Source organism: Dyella sp. NPDC103356 (assembly GCF_055584465.1).
The window spans coordinates 321,720-340,051 of record NZ_JBVJLZ010000005.1 but is presented as its reverse complement, the minus strand read 5'-3'; the positions used below and the strand labels follow the sequence as shown (position 1 = coordinate 340,051).

The following is an 18,332-nucleotide window of genomic DNA, read 5'->3' as shown; positions in this document are numbered from 1 at the left end:
CGCGCTCCTTAAGTTCTCGCGATTATTCCACGCAGCGCATGGATCCGCCTACGTCTTTGCGATGCGCGACAGCGGTGCCAAGGCCTGCCGCAAGATGTCATCCAGTCGTGCTACTGCTGGTGACGGCTCGGCGTTAGCGCGATGCAGAAACAGGCCGAGCATGGGTAAATCCGGCAATGCGGTATGCGTCATCACACCGACCAGTCCCGGCAGGCCCGCTTCGGTACGCATGCCGATACCCAGGCCGGCGGCGACTGCGGCCCAGATGCCGGCAAGGCTCGCGCTGGTGAAGGCGATACGCCAGGGTATGCCGGCACGGTCCAGCGCCGTGGTCGCCGCCGTACGCATCAGGCAAGGCGCATCCAGCGACACCAGGGGCACCGGCTCGCCGGGTTGCCAATGGAACGTGCCGTGGGCCGGCCCGATCCAGCGCATCGGCAGCTCGGTGATCCGTTCCTGGTAAGGCGTGCTGTAGTTGGCGTCCCAGGCGAGCGCCAGATCGAGCTGGCCTTTATCGATGCGCTCGAGCAGCTCGCGATTGCGCGCGATGCGTGCCTCGATCCGCACCTTCGGATGCGCCCGTGCAAACCGGCCCAGCACATCCGCCAGCAGCGATTCGCCGAAATCCTCCTGCAAGCCAAGGCGCACCCAGCCTTCGAGTTCGGCGCCATGCAAGGCCGTGGCCGCCTCGTCGTTGAGCTCGAGCAGGCGCCGCGCATAGGCCAGCATCGTCTCCCCGGTCTCGGTCAGTGCCATACCGCGGCCCTGGCGGCGCAATATGGGCGTGCCGACCTGATCCTCCAGCTTCTTCAACTGCGCACTGACAGCCGAGGTCGAGCGACCCAGGCGGTCCGCTGCCTTGGCGAAGCTGTTGAGCTCCACGCCGGCAACGAAGGTGCGCAGCACATCGAGGTCGAAATGGATGCGGCGCATGAGTTAATACCAAAAAAGTGGATTGTTACTTCTAAATTTCCCGATTTTCAGGACCATCCTGCCGCTGTAGCCTGCATTTCGTCAAGTCACCTTAAGGAGTTCATGTCATGCCGTACGCACGCATCACGCTTCACAAGGGCAAGTCCCCCGACTATCTGCGCTCGCTCGCCGACAACCTCTATCGCGCCATGAACGAGGCGTTCAACACCCCAGCCAACGATCGCTTCCAGATGATTCATCAGCTGGAGCCAGGCGAGTTCTTCTACGACCGCGATTACCTCGGCGGCCCGCGTTCGGACGATTTCGTGCATATCGCGATCACCGTCGGCCGCCCGCGCGATGCCGACACCAAGCGCCAGTTCTATCGCCGCCTGACTCAATTGCTGGCGGAGGGTCCGGGCATCGATCCGGAGGACGTGATGGTGGTCGTGCATACCACCGCATCGGAAGACTGGTCCTTCGGCGGCGGTCGGGCCGGGATCACCGCGGCGGAAGCGATGCAATGATCGCCATGCAATACAGTTTCACCTTTCCGGCCGATTACGACATGGCGATCATCCGCCGTCGAATCGCCGAGAAAGGTGGGATGACCGATGACTTCCCCCATCTGGCATTCAAGGCCTATCTGAGTGCGACGCGTGGCGACGAGCGCATGCCCTCGCATGAGAACCTCTACGCACCGTTCTATCTGTGGCGTAACGAGAAAGGCTTGAACGCGTTCCTAGCCGGGCCTGGATTTGCCGCGCTATGCGATGCGTTTGGACGTCCGTCGATTCGGTTGTGGTCGGTGTGGCAGGCGAGCCTCAAGCCGGAGATGCGCGATGCTGTGTGCGCAACGCGCGAGCTGCTGCCGATTGCGCCGTATGCCGAGCTTGAGGCATTGCGCCAACTTGAGCGGGATCGTGCATTGCACGACACGGCGCATGGCGCCTTGGCTGCGGTGAGTGCTTATGAGCCGGGGAGCTGGACGATGGTGAGGTTTCGCTTGTGGAGCGAGTTGCCGCCGAATCCGGCTCAACAGGTGTATGCGGTGGGGCATATGTCGGTGCCGATGGCCACTGCGCAAGTATGAATACCTGAGGGCAACCGAAGAGAAACTCGAATAACCTCAGTCCCTCCTATCGTCATCCCGGCGAAGGCCGGGATCCATTCCTCAGTTATCGCTTGTCAGGCAACATTCGATAAGCATCTGCACTGAGGAGTGGATTCCGGCCTTCGCCGGAATGACGAGTAGGCGAGGCCTTTACTCGCCGCGCAACCATCGCGCAGCATCGATCGCGAAATAAGTAAGAATCGCATCCGCACCGGCACGCTTCATCGCCGTGAGCGACTCGAGCACCACCGCACGCTCTTCCAGCCATCCGTTCTGAATAGCCGCCTTGAGCATCGCGTACTCGCCGCTCACCTGGTAAACGAAGGTCGGCACGCCGAAGGTATCTTTCACACGGCGCAGAATGTCCAGATACGGTAGACCCGGCTTCACCATCACCGCGTCGGCGCCTTCGCTGATATCGAGCTCGACTTCGCGCAGGGCTTCATCGCTGTTGCCGATATCCATCTGGTAAGTGTGCTTGTTGCCCTTGCCCAGATTGGCGGCTGAGCCGACCGCATCGCGAAACGGGCCATAGAACGCGGATGCGTACTTGGCCGAGTACGCAAGAATGCGTGTGTGGATATGACCGGCGTCTTCCAGCGCATCGCGAATCGAGCCGATCCGGCCGTCCATCATGTCCGACGGCGCAACGAAATCCATCCCGGCTTCGGCCTGCGCCAGCGACATCTTGATCAGGGCTTCGACGGTCGGCTCGTTCATCACATAGCCGTTCTCGTCGATCAGACCGTCCTGACCGTGTGTCGTATACGGATCGAGTGCGACATCACCGATCAGGCCGAGCTCGGGGTACGTCGCCTTCAGTGCGCGCGTTGCGCGCTGCATCAGGCCATCGGGGTTCCAGGCCTCGCTTGCATCCTCGCTCTTTACCGACGCACCGGGCGACGGAAACAAGGCCAGCGCCGGAATGCCCAGCCGCACGCATTCACCGGCGAGTTTCAATAACTCGTCGACCGACAGGCGGTCCACACCCGGCATCGACGGCACCGCCTCGCGCTGCCCTTCGCCCTCGATCACGAACGCCACCATGATCAGGTCGGCGCTCGTCAATGTCGTTTCGCGCATCAGGGCACGGGAGAACGCATCGCGGCGCATACGGCGCATGCGGACAGCGGGGAAAGTCATGGCAACGGCCTCAGCGATACACAAGCGGGCCATTCTACGCCTGGGCCGTGAGGACTGGCGCAGGACATCGCGTCGCATCGCAGGTTTTCACGCAGAAAATGACATCCGCCTAAACGCCTGGTCTCGCTAACACGTCCATGCAACACAGGCGGGCGCAACCTCAAGAACCCGCCCCCACGGAGTGTTGTTCCATGTCTGCCTCGCCCACCTCTTCGACCTTCCCACAAACCGCCCGCTACCTCGGCCCGCATGGCGCGGACGACACGATGGAAGTCACTGTCGTGCTGCGACGCCGCGGTACGCCGCCGGAGCCCGCGCACTGGCCGACCAGACACGCCCCATCGCGCACCAGCTTTGGCGAACGTTTCGGCGCAGACCCTGCGGATGTCGAGCACCTGCGCGGTTTTGCGCGCGACCACGGTTTGCAGGAAACCGATTGCCAGATGCATCGCCGCTCGATGCGCCTGCGTGGCAGCATATCCGCACTGCAGAAAGCCTTCGGCGTGGAACTGGGGCGTTATGAAACCCCCGACGGCCGGCAATTTACCGGTTGCCAGCATGCGCCGCAGCCAGCCCAGACATTGGGGCCGCACGTCATCGCGGTCCTCGGCCTCGATCAGCGCCCGGTCGCCAAACCTCATTTTCGCCGGGCCAAACAGCCGGCGTCACAGTCGTTCACGCCGTTGCAGGTCGGTCAGCTCTATCAGTATCCCGATGGCACGGACGGCAGCGGCCAGACGATTGCCTTGATCGAGCTCGGCGGCGGTTATCAGAGCGACGATCTCAGCACGTATTTTTCGTCGTTGCAGTTGACGACTCCGACCGTCGTCGATGTGGCGGTCTCCGGCGGCAGCAATCAGCCGGGCGGCGACGCGGATGCGGAGGTATTGCTCGATATCGAAGTGGCCGGCGCCTTGGCGAACAGTGCAAAAATCGCCGTCTACTTTGCGCCCAATACCGACCAGGGTTTCTACGAAGCCATTTCGCAGGCCGCGCACGACACAACCAACCAGCCCTCGGTCATCTCGATCAGCTGGGGCGGTCCCGAAAATAACTGGAGCACGCAGTCGTTCGATGCGATGCAGAGCGCGCTCGAAGACGCCGTGGCATTGGGCGTTACGGTCATCGCCGCCGCAGGCGACGACGGTTCCAGCGACGGCGTAACCGACAATCAACCACACGTCGATTTCCCCGCATCCAGCCAGTATGTACTCGCCTGCGGCGGCACGCGTCTGCAAGCCAGCGGCACGACGATCAAGAGCGAAACGGTCTGGAACGAAACAGCCTCGAACAACGGCGCTACCGGCGGTGGCGTCAGCACGCAGGTCGCCAGGCCCGATTGGCAGAGCGGCATCACCCTGCCCGCTGGTACGAATGGCCGCGGCGTTCCCGATGTAGCGGGCGATGCCGATCCGGCCAGTGGCTATGCGGTACGCGTCGATGGCCAGGATACCGTGATCGGTGGCACCAGCGCGGTGGCGCCGCTATGGGCTGCGCTGATTGCGCGTTGCAACCAATCGTTGGGAAGCCCGCTTGGCGATGTGCATGCGGCGATCTATCAGATCGGCACTGCCGCATTTCATGACATCACGTCGGGCAACAATGGCGACTTCAAGGCGTCCAAGGGCTGGGATGCCTGTACCGGTTGGGGCAGCCCCAATGGCACGAAACTGTTGACGGCATTGCAGGGCCTGCAGAAACAAGCCTGAGCACGCAACACGATGGCCACGGCGCCCCGCCGCGGCCATCGGTTCGTTACGCGATCAGTGCGCTTTCTGGCGATGGATATCGCGGCTGTTACGGTTTTCCGCGCGATTGAGGTTGCGCGTTTCCTTCTTGGTCAAATGACCGTTATGCTTGGCTTCGTCGGCACTCGCACGCTGGGCGATGTTCGCATCGCGCGTTTCATCGCGGGCCGCCTGCTTGCCATTCATCGTGCCGTTGGCGACACCGTTGCTGATGCGATTCTGCTGATTGTCAATGCGCTGATTGACCTCGTTGACGCGCGGATGCCCGGGAACATCGGCGGTCTGCGCCATCGCAACGGAAGCGACAGCCGTGGACACGACGAACGCAGCCGCAATAAGACGACGAATCGACTTCATGAGAGTTCTCCAAAGGTGGATGGACGGCAGCGCACCCCGCGCGTGCCGTTCCATCGCAAGAACGTGGCGTCACCAAGGGCGTTGACTGGACCACCGAGAGGCTCCGGGATCCGTTCAGGCAGGGAATCAGCTCTTGATGCGTTCACCGTTGCCGGCATCGAAGAAGTGCAGCCGTTCCGGATGAAACCCGAAATGCAGCGTGCTGCCGCGCTCGGGCAGCTCGCGCGACGGCGTGCGCGAGACCACCGCCTGGTCGCCATAACGCAGATTGAGGAACATCTCGTTGCCCACCGGCTCGACCACTTCGAGCTGCGCGCTGAGCAGGGCGCCGTCGGCGTCTTTCTGCGGTATCAGGTCTTCGGGGCGCAGGCCGAGCACGACCTCCCGTCCCTGCCAGGCGTCGAGCGCCGCGCCTTGCGCCAGCTCGCCAAGCGCCAACACGCCTTGCGCGGCCTGCAACATCCAGCCGTTTTCACGACGCAGCGTGCCGTGCAACAGATTCATCGCCGGGCTGCCCAGGAAGCCGGCCACGAACAGATTGGCCGGGCGGTCGTAGAGGTTCATCGGCGTATCGATCTGCTGGATCACGCCGCCGTTCAACACCACGATGCGTTGGCCCAGGGTCATGGCTTCGATCTGATCGTGCGTCACGTAGATCATGGTCGCCTTGAGCTGGCGATGCAGGCGGGCGATCTCCACACGCATCGACAGACGCAGCTTGGCATCCAGGTTCGACAAGGGCTCGTCGAGCAAGAAGACTTTCGGATTGCGCACCAGCGCACGGCCCAGCGCCACGCGCTGGCGCTGCCCGCCCGAGAGCGCGGCCGGGCGCGAGTCGAGCCGCTGTTCCAGTTCCAGGATCGCGGCCGCCTCGCGTACACGGCGATCGATCTCGGCCGGATCCTGCTTGCGCAGCTTGAGGCCAAAGCCGAGGTTCTCGGCCACGGTCATATGCGGATAGAGCGCATAGTTCTGAAACACCATCGCGATGTCCCGATCCTTCGGCGCCACCTCGTTCACGACACGGTCGCCGATGCTCAGCGTGCCGCCGCTGATGGTTTCCAGACCCGCAATCATCCGTAGCAAGGTAGTCTTGCCGCAGCCGGAGGGACCCACCAGCACCAGCAACTCGCCGTCGGCAATCTCGAAGCTGGCATCGGCTACCCCGACATGGCCGTTGGGATAGACCTTGCGCAGCTTGTCGAGACGAACACTGGCCATGCATGTATCTCCTGGCCTGGCCGGGCGCCGAAGCCTGCGGGATGGGATAAAAACCGGCCCACGATGCGCCAAACGGCTGCACAAGTGGGGAATATTCGGATATTCTCGCAATGTAATCGTTTACATCAAGCCGCGATGCGGCATCGAGAGCCTTAACGTCATGAGCAGCTACCGCTTTCCCGACGGCTTCCTTTGGGGCGCCGCCACGTCCGCCTATCAGATCGAAGGCTCGCCGCTGGCCGATGGCGCCGGCCCCAGCATCTGGGAGCGCTTCGCCCATACCCCCGGGATGATGGTCGGCGGCGACACCGGCGACATCGCTTGCGACCACTACAACCGCTACAAGGACGACGTGCAGTTGATGAAGGCGCTGGGCCTGAAGGGCTACCGCCTGAGCGTCAATTGGGCGCGCGTGCTGCCCGAAGGTACCGGCCGGATCAACCAGAAAGGCCTGGATTTCTATTCACGCCTGGTCGACGAGCTGCTCGCCAACGGTATCGCACCGAATGTCACCCTGTTCCATTGGGACCTGCCGGCGGCGCTGGACGACCGCGGCGGCTGGCTCAACCGCGATGTCGCGCACTGGTTTGCCGAATACGCCGAAGTGATGTTCAAGGCGCTGGACGGCCGCGTGCAGCGCTGGTCTACGCTCAACGAACCCTGGGTGGTCACCGACGGCGGCTACCTGCATGGCGCGCTCGCACCGGGTCATCGCAGCAAATACGAAGCGCCTATTGCAGCGCACAATCTGATGCGCGCCAGCGGTGCCGGCATCCAGGCCTATCGCGCACACGGCAAGCACGAGATCGGCGTGGTGTTCAACATCGAGCCGAAGTACCCGCATTCGCAGAGCGCCGAAGATCTGGCCGCCACGCGACGCGCGCACGCCTACATGAACGAGCAGTTCGCCGACCCGGCACTGCTGGGCAGCTACCCGCCCGAACTCAAGGAAATCTTCGGCGAGGCATGGCCGGATTTCCCAGCGGACGATTTCAAGCTGACCCAGCAGAAGGTCGATTTCGTCGGCATCAATTACTACACCCGCGCCGTGGTCAAGCACGACCCGAACCAGTACCCGCTCAAGGCTACGCCGGTACGCCAGCCGAACAAGACCTATACCGAGACCGGCTGGGAAGTGTTCGAGCAGGGCCTGACCGACACGCTGACCTGGTTCAAGAGCCGCTACGGCGACATTCCGCTGTACATCACCGAGAACGGCTCGGCCTTCTATGACCCGCCGGTGGCCGAGGCCGAGGTGCTGGACGACCCGCTGCGCACAAACTATTTACGCAAGCATTTGAAGGCCTTGCGCAAAGCCATCGATGCCGGCGTCAATCTGAAGGGTTACTACGCCTGGTCATTGCTGGATAATCTCGAATGGTCGTTGGGGTTTTCTAAACGCTTCGGCCTGTACCATGTGGATTTCGCCACGCAAAAACGTACGCCCAAGGCGACGGCGAAACTTTATGCCAAGGTGATCGAAAGCAACGGCGCGGTGCTGGATGACTGATTCGGACCGAAAGAGGCTTGCGTGACCCGCTCTGCCAGGATTTTTCATGAGTTCTTCCGCTAGCAGTCACACCCTTCTCGCCGACCTCGGCGGTACCAATGTCCGTTTTGGCCTGGCCGATTGCACGCAATCGGACCCGCTGCTGCACGATACCGTTCGTCGTTATCGCGTGAAGGATTTCGGATCGCTCGCCGAAGCGATCCGCCAGTACCACAGCGACACCGGCCTGACCGCGAAAAACGCGGTCATCGCCGCGGCCGGCCGCATCAGCGACGGCGAAACCGTCAAGATCACCAACAACCCCTGGTCCATCGCGGCACACAAGCTGTCCGACGAACTGAAGATGGACTGGGTGCATCTGGTCAACGATTTCGCCGCGCAGAGCATGGCGGTGATCCTGCTCAAGCAGAACGACCTGGTGCCGGTGGGCAAGCTCGCCCTGCCCGATATCGGCGCGCATCAGGAACAGACCTTCTGCGTCGTCGGCCCCGGCACCGGTCTGGGTGTCGGCGGCCTGTTGGTGCGCGACGGTCACTGCAGCGTGCTGCAGACCGAAGGCGGCCACGCCGGCTTTGCCGCGCATAGCCCCGAAGACATCGACATCCTCAAGTATCTCAACGGCAAATTCGGCCGCGTGTCGAATGAGCGGCTGATCTGTGGTCAGGGCCTGGTCAATCTGTACGACGCGATCTGCGCTATCGCTGGCCAGAAGCCGGACGACCTGCTGCCCGAAGACATCACCGAACGCGCCAACAACAACAGCGACCCGATCTGCGTACGCACAGTCGAAACGTTTGCCGGCATCTTCGGCAGCGTCGCCGGCGACCTGGTGCTGACGCTCGGCGCATGGGACGGCGTGTATCTCACCGGCGGTCTGATCCCGATCCTGCTGCCGTGGCTGGGACGTGGACATTTCCGCGAACGCTTCGAAGCCAAGGGTCGTTTCCGCGACATCATGGAGAAGGTCCCGACGCAGGCGATCATGAATCCCGAGCCGGGCCTGATCGGTGCCGCCGCGCTGGCCGTGATCGAATCAGGGCGTCCCATCCTCGCCGAACGGCGACACTGATCGAGGTACGCAGGTGCTCCGCTTCTGGCGCAAGCGGCAAGTCCAGATCGACCCGGAAACGCTTCGGGCGGAGCAACTGAACGCAGGTCTCGCCCTGGCGATGGAATGGGGCGAGAACTGGTTGAAACCGATCCAGCCGCGCCTGCGCCTGCGCTACCCGCAACTTGCGCAAGCCGAACTCGATGAATTCAATCGCCTCTGCCAGGAGGCGATGAAGTTCGGCCACGACACGGTCTATCAATTGGCCATGACCGCCGGTAATCACACCCACATCCGCGATTTCGAGCCGCTGTTCAAGGCGCGCTACCCATGGGCGGACAACAAGAACATCACGCACCTGTTCAGTCAGGGCATGTACTACGCATGGAAAGACGGCGGCCTTTCGTAAACTAGCCGTCCCTCGCATTCCTTCTTGGAGAAACGCATGTCGCGCGCCAACACGGCCTTTCTGTTCGATCTCGACGGCACCTTGATCGACAGCGTCTACCAGCACGTACTGGCGTGGAAAGAAGCGCTGGACAAGGAAGGTGTCGAGCTTTCGGTGTGGCGCATCCATCGCAAGATCGGCATGAGCGGTGGCCTGTTCACCAACATCCTGCTGCGCGAGACCGGCTTGGAAATCACCGAAGAGCGACTCGCGCGCTTGCGCCAATGGCACGCCGAAGCCTACCAGCGCCAGGCCATGCACGATGACGTGCGCCCGCTACCCGGCGCACGCGAGCTGCTTCAGTACCTCACCGAGCAGGAAATTCCCTGGGCGATCGCCACCAGCGGACGCATGGAAACGGCAAAGCACAACCTGGACATCCTGGGCGTCGATCCGGACAAGGTGCCGGTGGTGACGCGCGATCAGGTGCGCCATGCCAAGCCCGATCCTGATCTCTTCATCACGGCGGCGGAGCGTCTGGGCATCGACATCCAGAAATCGCTGGTGATCGGCGACAGCATCTGGGACATGCTCGCCGCGCAGCGCTGCCGCGCGCTCGGCGTGGGCGTGCTATCGGGCGGTTACGGGCAACAGGAGCTGGAAAGCGCGGGGGCGTTTCGCGTCTATGAAGATCCTGCCGATCTGCTCAAGCATATTGATGAAGTAGCGGCGCGTAGTTGAGGCCCGAGAATCTCGATGAACCTCCTACTCGTCATCCCGGCGCAGGCCGGGATCCAGTGACTTCGGTTTACGATCTTCGCGATAGAGCAAATGCTTGAACGTTCTGGCGATAACCGATCGCAAAGTCACTGGATCCCAGCCTACGCCGGGATGACGAATCGGAAGGGTTCTTAGAGGTTCTCTTCAGTAGCGACACTCTCAAACTCACGTAACAAAACCGATCCGCGAAGACCTGACGCCCGGCTTCAGCGCCTGCTCGCTGCGCAACCACTGCAGAAGTTCGCGTTCGCCACAGCCGGCATTCGCTTCGAGTCGACGACTGAGCGCGGCAAAGTCGCCCGGCGCGACGCAATCGAGCAAGCCAAGCTCACGCATGCGCTCGGACTCCTCCATGTCCCGTTTCAAATCGAAACGCTGCACATAGTGTTCAAGCAGGTGCCTGCGCTGCTGCAGATCCAGCCACTCGAAGCGCAGCTTGAAATCGAAGCGTCGCAACGCGGCCGCGTCCAGGCTGTCCATCAAGTTGGTAGAGGCGACGAAAATGCCCTCGAAATCTTCCAGTCGGGTCAACAGTTCGTTGACCTGGGTGACTTCCCAACTGCGCTGCGCACCTTGCCGATCACGCAGAAAACTATCGGCTTCGTCGAGGCACAGCACCGCGCCCTCGCGTTCGGCCTCACGAAACATCCGTGCGATGGCCTGCTCGGTCTGGCCGATATAGGGACCGAGCAGATCCGCGGCACGACGCTTCAACAAAGGCCGATCCAGACGCTCGGCAATATGCGCAGCCAGTGCCGTCTTGCCGGTGCCCGGCGGCCCATACAGGCAAAGCCGTCCGCTTGGCTGTCGCTGCAATAAATCGAGCACGGGAGCAATCGGCTGGTCGGTACGCAACAGCGAGGTGTCGAACCTCACCGAACGACGACTCCGCCCCAGTGTGGGCAACCCGCGCGATTGCAGGATTTCGTTGAGCGAATCGCGCAAGACGCGCTCTGCGTCCACACCCTCCACGTGCCGCATTCGATCGAGCATACGCGCGGCACGGTCATAGTGCGCAGGCGCGAAGGCATCGTTCGATGCGATGTCGTCCAACAGCGAAGAGGCGATATTCCAGTCCTGCAATCGATGTTGCAACATCGCTCGCCGGGTGCTGCGCGTCGGTGGCGTCAATTCCAGCACCACATCGAAACGGCGCAACTGGGAATCATCCATCCTGCCCAGACCATTGCCGATCCAGATACAGGGAACGCGAGACATCTCCAGCTGCCGATTGAGCCAGCTCTTGTAGTTGACCGCACCGCCCCATCCACTCTCCGATGAGCCCAGGACGTCCTCGATTTCGTCGAACAGCAGCAAAGCCCGCCGGTTCGCCGCCAGCGCGCGCTGAGCGGCTTCGTACGCCTTCAATCGATTGCGTCCTTCGATCGGATCGCCCTGGCTATCGGCGGTGCGCACGAGGTAGAGCGTGCGGCCCAACGCACCAGCAAGCGTCCTTGCCAGCTGGGTCTTGCCGGTGCCTGGTGGCCCATACAACAAGACATTCGCTGCCTTGCCATCCTCAGGCGCCGTATCGAGGCAGGCGCGAATCCGCTCGACGTCCGCTTGAACGTGCGTATAGTCCGCCAGTGTCAACTCGCCAGGACCGGCCAGTTCAAAGAGCTGCTCGAGATACGCCGATGCATCGTTCGGATCGTCGCTCACGACGGCGAGAACGCCATCGCCAAGCTCGACACAGTCGGCGGCCCCACCATAGTTGCCGTGGTAGATCGAGATGAGTCCACTGGACAGCAGCGGACCCTTCACGCGCAAACTGCGGCGCAGCCGGTCCTGCGGCAACCCCAGCGCATCGCCCAGCAAGCGCAGGATACCCGCGCGATTGGACGGGTAACGTTTCTCGTCACGCGCGGCAGCCCCGAGCATGTCGTCGCCATGGACCGCGCAGAAGAATGCAAATACCAGCAACGCATCCGGATCGAGCGAAAACACGCGGGCGAGATCGGCAAACAGCGGATGCTGTCCTGCCCGGGAAGCTGGCCGGCTATCGTTTCGCCCGAGCATCGTCGCCACCTTGGCGCGCAAAGCGTCGCGTTCTTCCGCACAGCGACGCACGCGCAGGCGGCGCAGCCCCTGGTAAATCAAAGTAAAGAGTGCGCTGTCATCGTTCGCACTCGCATCGAGGCGAGCGCTATACAGACGCAGCAACCATAGGCGTGCCCATCCGGCACGCAGATTCCGTGTAGACGTATTCATCATTTCACCAGCGCAACGAGCGCCAAAGACAAAGGTTCACGACAACGCGACAGGACAGTCCTGTGCGATGCAAACGTCCCTTAGGACGCGGTGAAAAGCCTCGAGTGATTGATGACACGCATGACGGCAGCCCCTTAGGCTGGGTAGTAAAGTGCGCGCACTCTAGCGGGGCAAAGCTGCGCGTGCAAGTGTCCACCGAAAACAAAAAAGCCGGCAACGCCGGCTTTTTTGCTACAGGGCTGAAGGCTTATTTCTGCTTCAGGCCACGATCGATCAGCATCGGCTCCACGCTCGGATCCTTGCCGCGCCACGTGCGGTACATCGTGCTCAGGTCCTGGGTATTGCCTTGCGACAAAACCATCTTGCGGAAACGATCGCCGTTCTCGCGAGTCAGACCGCCGTGCTCCTTGAACCATTCGAAGCTGTCGTCGGCGAGCATCTGCGTCCACAGATAGGCGTAGTAACCGGCCGCATAGCCGTTACCCCAGATGTGCTGGAAATAGCTAGAACGGTAACGCGGCGGCACATAGCCGAGGTCGATCTTGTTCTTCTTCAGCGAATCGCCTTCGAACTTGTCGGCATCCTGTTTCGGCGCGTCGGCACCGAGCGAATGCCAATCCATGTCGAGCAAGGCAGCGGCGACCAGTTCGGTCATGTCGTAGCCCTTGTTGAAGTTGCCGGCCTTCTTGATCTTGTCGACCAGCGCCTGCGGCATCGGTTCGCCGGTCTTGTAGTTCTTGGCGAAGTTGGCAAACACCTTCGGGTCGGTCGCCCAATGCTCGTTGAACTGCGACGGGAACTCGACGAAGTCGCGCGCGGTGCTGGTGCCCGACAACGACGGGTACTGCGAATCGGCAAACATGCCGTGCAGCGCGTGACCAAACTCGTGGAACATGGTGATCACGTCGTCGAACGACAGCAGCGCCGGCTGGCCGTCCGCGGGCTTGGTGAAGTTGGTGACGTTGTAGACCACTGGCTTGGCACCCAGCAGCTTGGACTGATCGACCAGGTTGCTCATCCAGGCGCCGCCGCCCTTGTTGTCGCGCTTGAAATAGTCGCAATAAAACAGCGCCATCGACTGGCCATTGGCGTCGAACACTTCGAACACGCGCACGTCCGGCTGCCACACCGGGATGTCCTTGCGCTCCTTGAAGGTCAGGCCGTAAAGCTGGTTGGCCGCATAGAACACGCCGTTCTGCAGCACGTTATCCAGCTCGAAATACGGCTTGATCTGGCTTTCATCAAGATCGTACCGGGCCTTGCGCACTTGCTCGGCGTAGTGTTCCCAGTCCCACGCGGCGACCTTGAAGCCGCCCTTCTGCGTATCGATGACCGACTGGATGTCCTTCGCCTCGGTCTGCGCGCGCGCGGTGGCCGCAGGCACCAGGTCCTGCATGAACTTGATCGCGGCCTCGGGCTTCTTCGCCATCTGGTCTTCGAGCTTCCACGAGGCATAGTTTGGGTAACCGAGCAGTTGGGCCTGCTGCGCACGGATCTGTGCGATACGCTCGATCATGTCGCGCGTATCGTTGGCGTCGTTCTTTTCGGTGCGACCCCACGAGGCCTTGAACAACGATTCGCGCGTGTCGCGATCGTTTAAATCCTGCAGCGCCGGCTGCTGCGTGGTGTTCTGCAGCACGACGACGTATTTGCCGTCGAGCTTGCGATCCTTGGCTGCACTTTGGGCGGCCGTGATTTCAGCGTCGGAGAGGCCAGCCAGCTTGGATTTGTCATCCACGACCAAGGCTGCGTCCTTGGTGGCGGCCAGCAACTTGTTGGAGAACTGGGCGGTCAGCGAGGATTCTTCCTTGTTGAGATCCTTCAGCTTGGCCTTGTCGGCGTCGGACAGCTTGGCGCCGCCACGCACGAAATTCTTGTAGGTCACTTCGACCAGGCGCAGCGACTCGGGATCGAGCTTCAAGGTGTCGCGCTGGTTGTAGATCGCCTCGATACGCGCGAACAGTTTGCCGTTGAGCGTGATGGCGTCCTGGTGCTCGGAGAGCTTGGGCGCTTCCTCTTCCTGCACCTTCTGCAAGAGATCACTGGTGTTGGCACCGGTAACGGTATCGAATGCCCGCATCACGCGGGTCAGCATCGCGCCGGTTTTTTCCATCGCGACGATCGTGTTGTCGAACGTCGGCGGCTCCGGGTTGTCGGCGATCTTTTCGATCTCGGACAGATGCTGCTTCATGCCCTCTTCGATCGCCGGCTCGTAGTCGGATTCCTTGATCTTGTCAAACGGCGGCGCCTGGTAAGGCAGCGTGCTGGCGGCATAGAAAGGATTGCTCGAAATAGAGGCGGCAGCCGCCGGCGCTGCCGCGGCGGAGGCCGGAGCGGCCGGTTGTTGTGCGGACTTGGAGGCATCCTGGGACTGCTGCGAGCAGGCGCCGAGCGCAAGAGAAGTGGCGATGACGAGCAAACGAAGACGTAACATTGGGGCTCCCCGGGTGAAAAGGTGCCGCGCCTGCCCGGCGCGACTGGAACAAGATAGTTCTCGACTCTAACCACAGCCGGTCTCTTATTCCAAGACCCACAAGCCATGCATGGCCGAACGTTTCGACATGAAAACGGCCGCGGGTGGACGCGGCCGCACATGATCGACCTGGCTTGCGGCTCAGCGCATGTCGCGCAGTTGCCAGGCCGGTCCGATCAGAAGATTCAGGCGGTGACGCACGATGCTCATCGGCAAGCTGGTGACCGCCTCGACATCGGTCTTGAGATCGGCCACCTTGCCGGTGACCTTCGCATTGGCGTCGGTCGCGCCCAGGCCCGGGTCGACGTCATCGGGCTCGGCCTGCTTGGCGCGCCACCGTTCGAACAAGACCGGGCTGCGCAAGGCTTCTTGCAGTGCAGCAGCGAAATCGTTGGGGCCAGCGCCGTCGTAGCTCAGATCCGGGTCGTTGCCGCGCGCGTGAGCCAGATCGGCAATGGAAAGAAAGTAATGATGGAGCGACGACATGAATGCCTCCTGCAAAAGGTTGAAGTCGATAGGGCGGCTGCGTCCGGGCAGGCGCTCAGCATAGCAAAGCCATCGCATCGGCCAGCGCATCGCTCGCCTGCTCTGGTGACGTGCTATACGGCAGCACCCCCAGGCATGGTGCCGGCAATAGTTCCCGCAACGTCGTGAGGTTTTCGTCGACTGCCGCCATCGACGGATCGATGCGATTGCCGATCCAGCCGACCAGCCGGCAGCCATCGGCCTCGATCGCCCGCGCGCTCAGCAAAGCATGATTGAGACAGCCCAATCTGAGCCCCACCACCAGGATCACCGGCAGTTGCCAGGTCCGTGCGATATCCGAGGCGAACAACCCCGGCGCCAGGGGCACCAGCCAGCCGCCGACGCCCTCGACGACCACGGCATCGTGATCGCTGCAAAGCAGATCGAATGCCGTGCGCAATGGATCCAGCGAGATCTGCTTGTGCTCATGCAGCGCAGCCAGATGCGGCGACAGCGGCTCACGCAAGGCGATCGGATTGACGGTGTCGTACGCCGCATGCGGGATGCTGCTCGCATCGATCAGCGCGAGCGCGTCGTCGTTGCGCAATCCGTTCGTTGTTTCAACGCATCCGCTGGCAACAGGTTTCATCCCGCATGCGCGATGTCGTGTCTTTTGCAATGCATGCAGCAAGGCACAACTCGCGTGCGTCTTGCCGACTCCAGTATCGGTGCCGGCGATAAACCAGGCTTTGCTCATGCTTCGGCAGCCAACATGCGTCGAGCCCACCGTCCGGTCAACGAATAGACAAACGTAAGCAGGAAATAGATGCAACCCGGAAGGGCGCTCCACCAGTGGCCATCAGGTGCTACCAACGCCACCAGCACCGAAAGCAACGCAACGGCCATCGAACCCACCTGCACATACAACGATTCGCGCGCCTCGATCATTTCCTCGCGCGAGGCATCGTGCATATGCCGCAGGCTGTGCCGGTAGAGCAAGGCCAGGCAACCGGCCATGCAGGCATAGGCCGAGCCGTAGCACAGATAGAGCAAGGTCATGTCATGGGCCTGCTCGATCACCAGCGCATCGGGTAGCAGCCTGCCGGTAAATCCGTTGTAGACCGCGCTGAACATGGCGGAGAAGACCATGTTGAGCGGGTAGACGAAAATCAGTGCGAAGAACACCAGCATCAGGCTGATCTGTACGCTGGTGGTGTCATGCACGCGGCAGCGCTCGCGCCAGCGCACGTGGCGATACCAGAACACCAGCATGGTGGCGAAGCTGCAGGCGAACGCGGGGATGCGGTTCAAGGCCAGCAGCATCTCGTGCAAGTCGCGCGGCACCTCGGTGCCGGCGATCGCCAGGATGCTTACCGCGAAGGCGAACGCCGCATCGAAAAACCCATCCAGGCGGTGCGCCTCGATCAGCCCCGCTCGTTGCTTGCGCTGTTGTTCGTCCATAGTGGTTCTCGCGTTCCCCCTAAAGAGCGGGAGTTTACGCGAAGAGGCAAGAGCCCCCCTCACCCCAACCCTCTCCCCTGGCTTTGCCGGGGGAGAGGGTTGGGGTGAGGGGGACTCTTGCTCATATCCCTTGCACTTCGCCCCACCCCATCCCATCTTCACCGTCTGACCGCCATCATCCCCAGGCCCACCTCATGTTCGAAATCCAAACCAACACCGCCACCAGCAAACCCGAGCTCTACCAGGACCTGTGCGAGCAGGCGCGCGGCATCCTGGCCGGCGAGCCGAATGTGATCGCCAACGCCGCAAATTTTGCCGCCCTCGTCTATCACAGCCTGCCGGACTTCAACTGGGCCGGTTTTTATCTCTATGACGGCACCGAGCTAGTCGTCGGCCCGTTCCAGGGCAAGCCGGCCTGCATCCGCATCGCGCTGGGCCGCGGCGTCTGCGGCACCGCGGCCGAATCACGCCAGACCCAGTTGGTCCGCGACGTACATGAATTCGAAGGACATATCGCCTGCGATGCGGCGTCCAATTCAGAGATCGTAGTGCCGCTGGTCAATGCCGACGGCAGCCTGTTCGGCGTGTGGGACGTGGACAGCCCCTCGGTCGGGCGCTTCGATGACGAAGACCGCGCCGGCATGGAGGCGCTTTGCGCGGTCTTCATGGACGCCGTTAAAGCAAGCAATTAAAGAGCCCAGGAAAAACCTCAGTCTTCATCGTCGCCCCGGCGAAAGCCGGGGCCCAGCGTCTTCAGCACGGTGACGCGTAAGGCGCTGGATCCCGGCCTTCGCCGGGATGACGAATAGGAGAGGCTTTTTCACTCCTCCTCACTCGCCACTCTCCCGTTCCGCAGCAACCGCAACACGGCCTCCCGCGCCTCCTCCACGCCAGTACCCGCGGGCGACGAGAAAATCTGCGCCGTAGCATGCAAGCCATCCGGGAAGCTCTTGCGCATCGCCGCCAGTGCCTGCGCGGCCTGGTTGCGCGAAAGCTTGTCCGCCTTGGTCAGCAGCAGATGGCAGGGCAAACCGGTGGCGAAGCAGAATTCCAGCATCATCCGGTCGAATTCCTTCAGCGGATGGCGGATATCGGCGATCAGCACGACACCCCGCAGGCTCTTGCGCTGATTCAGATACGCATCGATTTCTTGCTTCCAGTGCTCGCGCAACGGCTCGGGCACCTTGGCATAACCGTACCCAGGCAGGTCGATCAGGCGCGCCTCCAGCGACGGCAGCCCCTCGCCCTGCGCCACGGGGGGCAACGAAAAAGCCACCATCTGCTGCGTGCGGCCTGGCGTCTTGGAGGTGCGCGCGAGGCCACGGTGCCCCGTCAACGCATTGAGTGCGCTGGATTTGCCGGCATTGGAGCGGCCGGCGAACGCGACTTCCGCACCGTTATCGGCCGGCAGTTGATGGACACGATGGGCGGCCAGCACGAACTGTGCGCCCTGTAGAGGATTCGACATGGTTTGACCGGCTTCGATGGCGCAGTGATAATT

Annotated in this window: 18 protein-coding genes; 8 read left to right on the top strand and 10 right to left on the bottom strand. The window is 62.1% G+C overall.

Going from position 1 to position 18,332, the window contains the following annotated elements; all coding sequences use genetic code 11:
• Window positions 1-48 precede the first annotated feature (48 nt).
• Window positions 49-933 (bottom strand): LysR substrate-binding domain-containing protein, encoded by an 885-nt coding sequence (locus tag ACZ6WW_RS14020; protein WP_465274741.1) that lies wholly within the window; start codon window positions 931-933, stop codon window positions 49-51.
• 107 nt (window positions 934-1,040) lie between these two features.
• Here ACZ6WW_RS14020 and ACZ6WW_RS14015 point away from each other — a divergent pair, with 107 nt between their 5' ends.
• Complete coding sequence (locus ACZ6WW_RS14015; protein WP_281851652.1) at window positions 1,041-1,439, top strand: tautomerase family protein; 399 nt, start codon at window positions 1,041-1,043, stop codon at window positions 1,437-1,439.
• A complete protein-coding gene (locus ACZ6WW_RS14010) occupies window positions 1,436-2,005 on the top strand; it encodes a DUF4865 family protein (RefSeq protein ID WP_465274740.1) in 570 nt (189 codons plus the stop codon). Before ACZ6WW_RS14015 ends, ACZ6WW_RS14010 begins: the two co-directional genes overlap by 4 nt.
• Window positions 2,006-2,176: 171 nt before the next feature.
• Here ACZ6WW_RS14010 and hemB read toward each other — a convergent pair whose 3' ends face one another.
• Window positions 2,177-3,169, bottom strand: a complete 993-nt coding sequence (gene hemB, locus ACZ6WW_RS14005) for a porphobilinogen synthase (protein WP_465274739.1) — start codon at window positions 3,167-3,169, stop codon at window positions 2,177-2,179.
• 191 nt (window positions 3,170-3,360) lie between these two features.
• Here hemB and ACZ6WW_RS14000 point away from each other — a divergent pair, with 191 nt between their 5' ends.
• Window positions 3,361-4,878, top strand: coding sequence for a S53 family peptidase (locus tag ACZ6WW_RS14000; protein WP_465274738.1), 1,518 nt, complete (start codon window positions 3,361-3,363; stop codon window positions 4,876-4,878).
• Window positions 4,879-4,932: 54 nt separating this feature from the next.
• Here ACZ6WW_RS14000 and ACZ6WW_RS13995 read toward each other — a convergent pair whose 3' ends face one another.
• Window positions 4,933-5,274, bottom strand: a complete 342-nt coding sequence (locus ACZ6WW_RS13995) for a hypothetical protein (protein ID WP_465274737.1) — start codon at window positions 5,272-5,274, stop codon at window positions 4,933-4,935.
• A gap of 126 nt (window positions 5,275-5,400) precedes the next feature.
• Window positions 5,401-6,495 carry an ABC transporter ATP-binding protein gene (locus ACZ6WW_RS13990; RefSeq protein WP_465274736.1) on the bottom strand — a complete coding sequence of 365 codons (1,095 nt, stop codon included), beginning with the start codon at window positions 6,493-6,495 and terminating at the stop codon, window positions 5,401-5,403.
• 160 nt (window positions 6,496-6,655) lie between these two features.
• Here ACZ6WW_RS13990 and ACZ6WW_RS13985 point away from each other — a divergent pair, with 160 nt between their 5' ends.
• The 4 genes from ACZ6WW_RS13985 to ACZ6WW_RS13970 are packed head-to-tail and all read left to right on the top strand — an operon-like array spanning window position 6,656 to window position 10,182.
• Window positions 6,656-8,005 (top strand): GH1 family beta-glucosidase, encoded by a 1,350-nt coding sequence (locus tag ACZ6WW_RS13985; protein ID WP_465274735.1) that lies wholly within the window; start codon window positions 6,656-6,658, stop codon window positions 8,003-8,005.
• 46 nt (window positions 8,006-8,051) lie between these two features.
• The gene (glk, locus tag ACZ6WW_RS13980) at window positions 8,052-9,074 is read left to right on the top strand and encodes a glucokinase (protein WP_465274734.1); all 1,023 of its coding nucleotides are present in this window, start codon (window positions 8,052-8,054) and stop codon (window positions 9,072-9,074) included.
• A gap of 13 nt (window positions 9,075-9,087) precedes the next feature.
• The gene (locus ACZ6WW_RS13975) at window positions 9,088-9,462 is read left to right on the top strand and encodes a hypothetical protein (RefSeq protein WP_465274733.1); all 375 of its coding nucleotides are present in this window, start codon (window positions 9,088-9,090) and stop codon (window positions 9,460-9,462) included.
• Window positions 9,463-9,498: 36 nt separating this feature from the next.
• Complete coding sequence (locus tag ACZ6WW_RS13970; protein ID WP_281851642.1) at window positions 9,499-10,182, top strand: HAD family hydrolase; 684 nt, start codon at window positions 9,499-9,501, stop codon at window positions 10,180-10,182.
• Between the two features lie 204 nt (window positions 10,183-10,386).
• Here the strand turns inward: ACZ6WW_RS13970 and ACZ6WW_RS13965 are convergent, their stop codons facing one another.
• From ACZ6WW_RS13965 to ACZ6WW_RS13945, 5 genes are all read right to left on the bottom strand, one after another.
• Window positions 10,387-12,432 (bottom strand): AAA family ATPase, encoded by a 2,046-nt coding sequence (locus ACZ6WW_RS13965; protein WP_465274732.1) that lies wholly within the window; start codon window positions 12,430-12,432, stop codon window positions 10,387-10,389.
• A 247-nt stretch (window positions 12,433-12,679) separates the two neighbouring features.
• On the bottom strand, window positions 12,680-14,866 hold the full coding sequence (gene dcp, locus ACZ6WW_RS13960) for a peptidyl-dipeptidase Dcp (protein WP_465274731.1): 2,187 nt from the start codon (window positions 14,864-14,866) through the stop codon (window positions 12,680-12,682).
• Between the two features lie 180 nt (window positions 14,867-15,046).
• Entirely contained in the window at window positions 15,047-15,391 is a 345-nt protein-coding gene (locus ACZ6WW_RS13955) for a hypothetical protein (RefSeq protein ID WP_465274730.1), read from the bottom strand.
• Between the two features lie 55 nt (window positions 15,392-15,446).
• Window positions 15,447-16,127: a dethiobiotin synthase gene (gene bioD / locus ACZ6WW_RS13950; protein ID WP_465274729.1), complete on the bottom strand. Its 681-nt coding sequence runs from the start codon at window positions 16,125-16,127 to the stop codon at window positions 15,447-15,449.
• Window positions 16,124-16,831: a TMEM175 family protein gene (locus ACZ6WW_RS13945; RefSeq protein WP_465274728.1), complete on the bottom strand. Its 708-nt coding sequence runs from the start codon at window positions 16,829-16,831 to the stop codon at window positions 16,124-16,126. Before ACZ6WW_RS13945 ends, bioD begins: the two co-directional genes overlap by 4 nt.
• 194 nt (window positions 16,832-17,025) lie before the next feature.
• Here ACZ6WW_RS13945 and ACZ6WW_RS13940 point away from each other — a divergent pair, with 194 nt between their 5' ends.
• Window positions 17,026-17,523, top strand: a complete 498-nt coding sequence (locus ACZ6WW_RS13940; RefSeq protein ID WP_465274727.1) for a GAF domain-containing protein — start codon at window positions 17,026-17,028, stop codon at window positions 17,521-17,523.
• A gap of 128 nt (window positions 17,524-17,651) precedes the next feature.
• On the opposite strand, the gene yihA is transcribed toward ACZ6WW_RS13940, so the two are convergent.
• Window positions 17,652-18,299 carry a ribosome biogenesis GTP-binding protein YihA/YsxC gene (yihA, locus tag ACZ6WW_RS13935; RefSeq protein WP_465274726.1) on the bottom strand — a complete coding sequence of 216 codons (648 nt, stop codon included), beginning with the start codon at window positions 18,297-18,299 and terminating at the stop codon, window positions 17,652-17,654.
• Window positions 18,300-18,332: the final 33 nt, after the last annotated feature.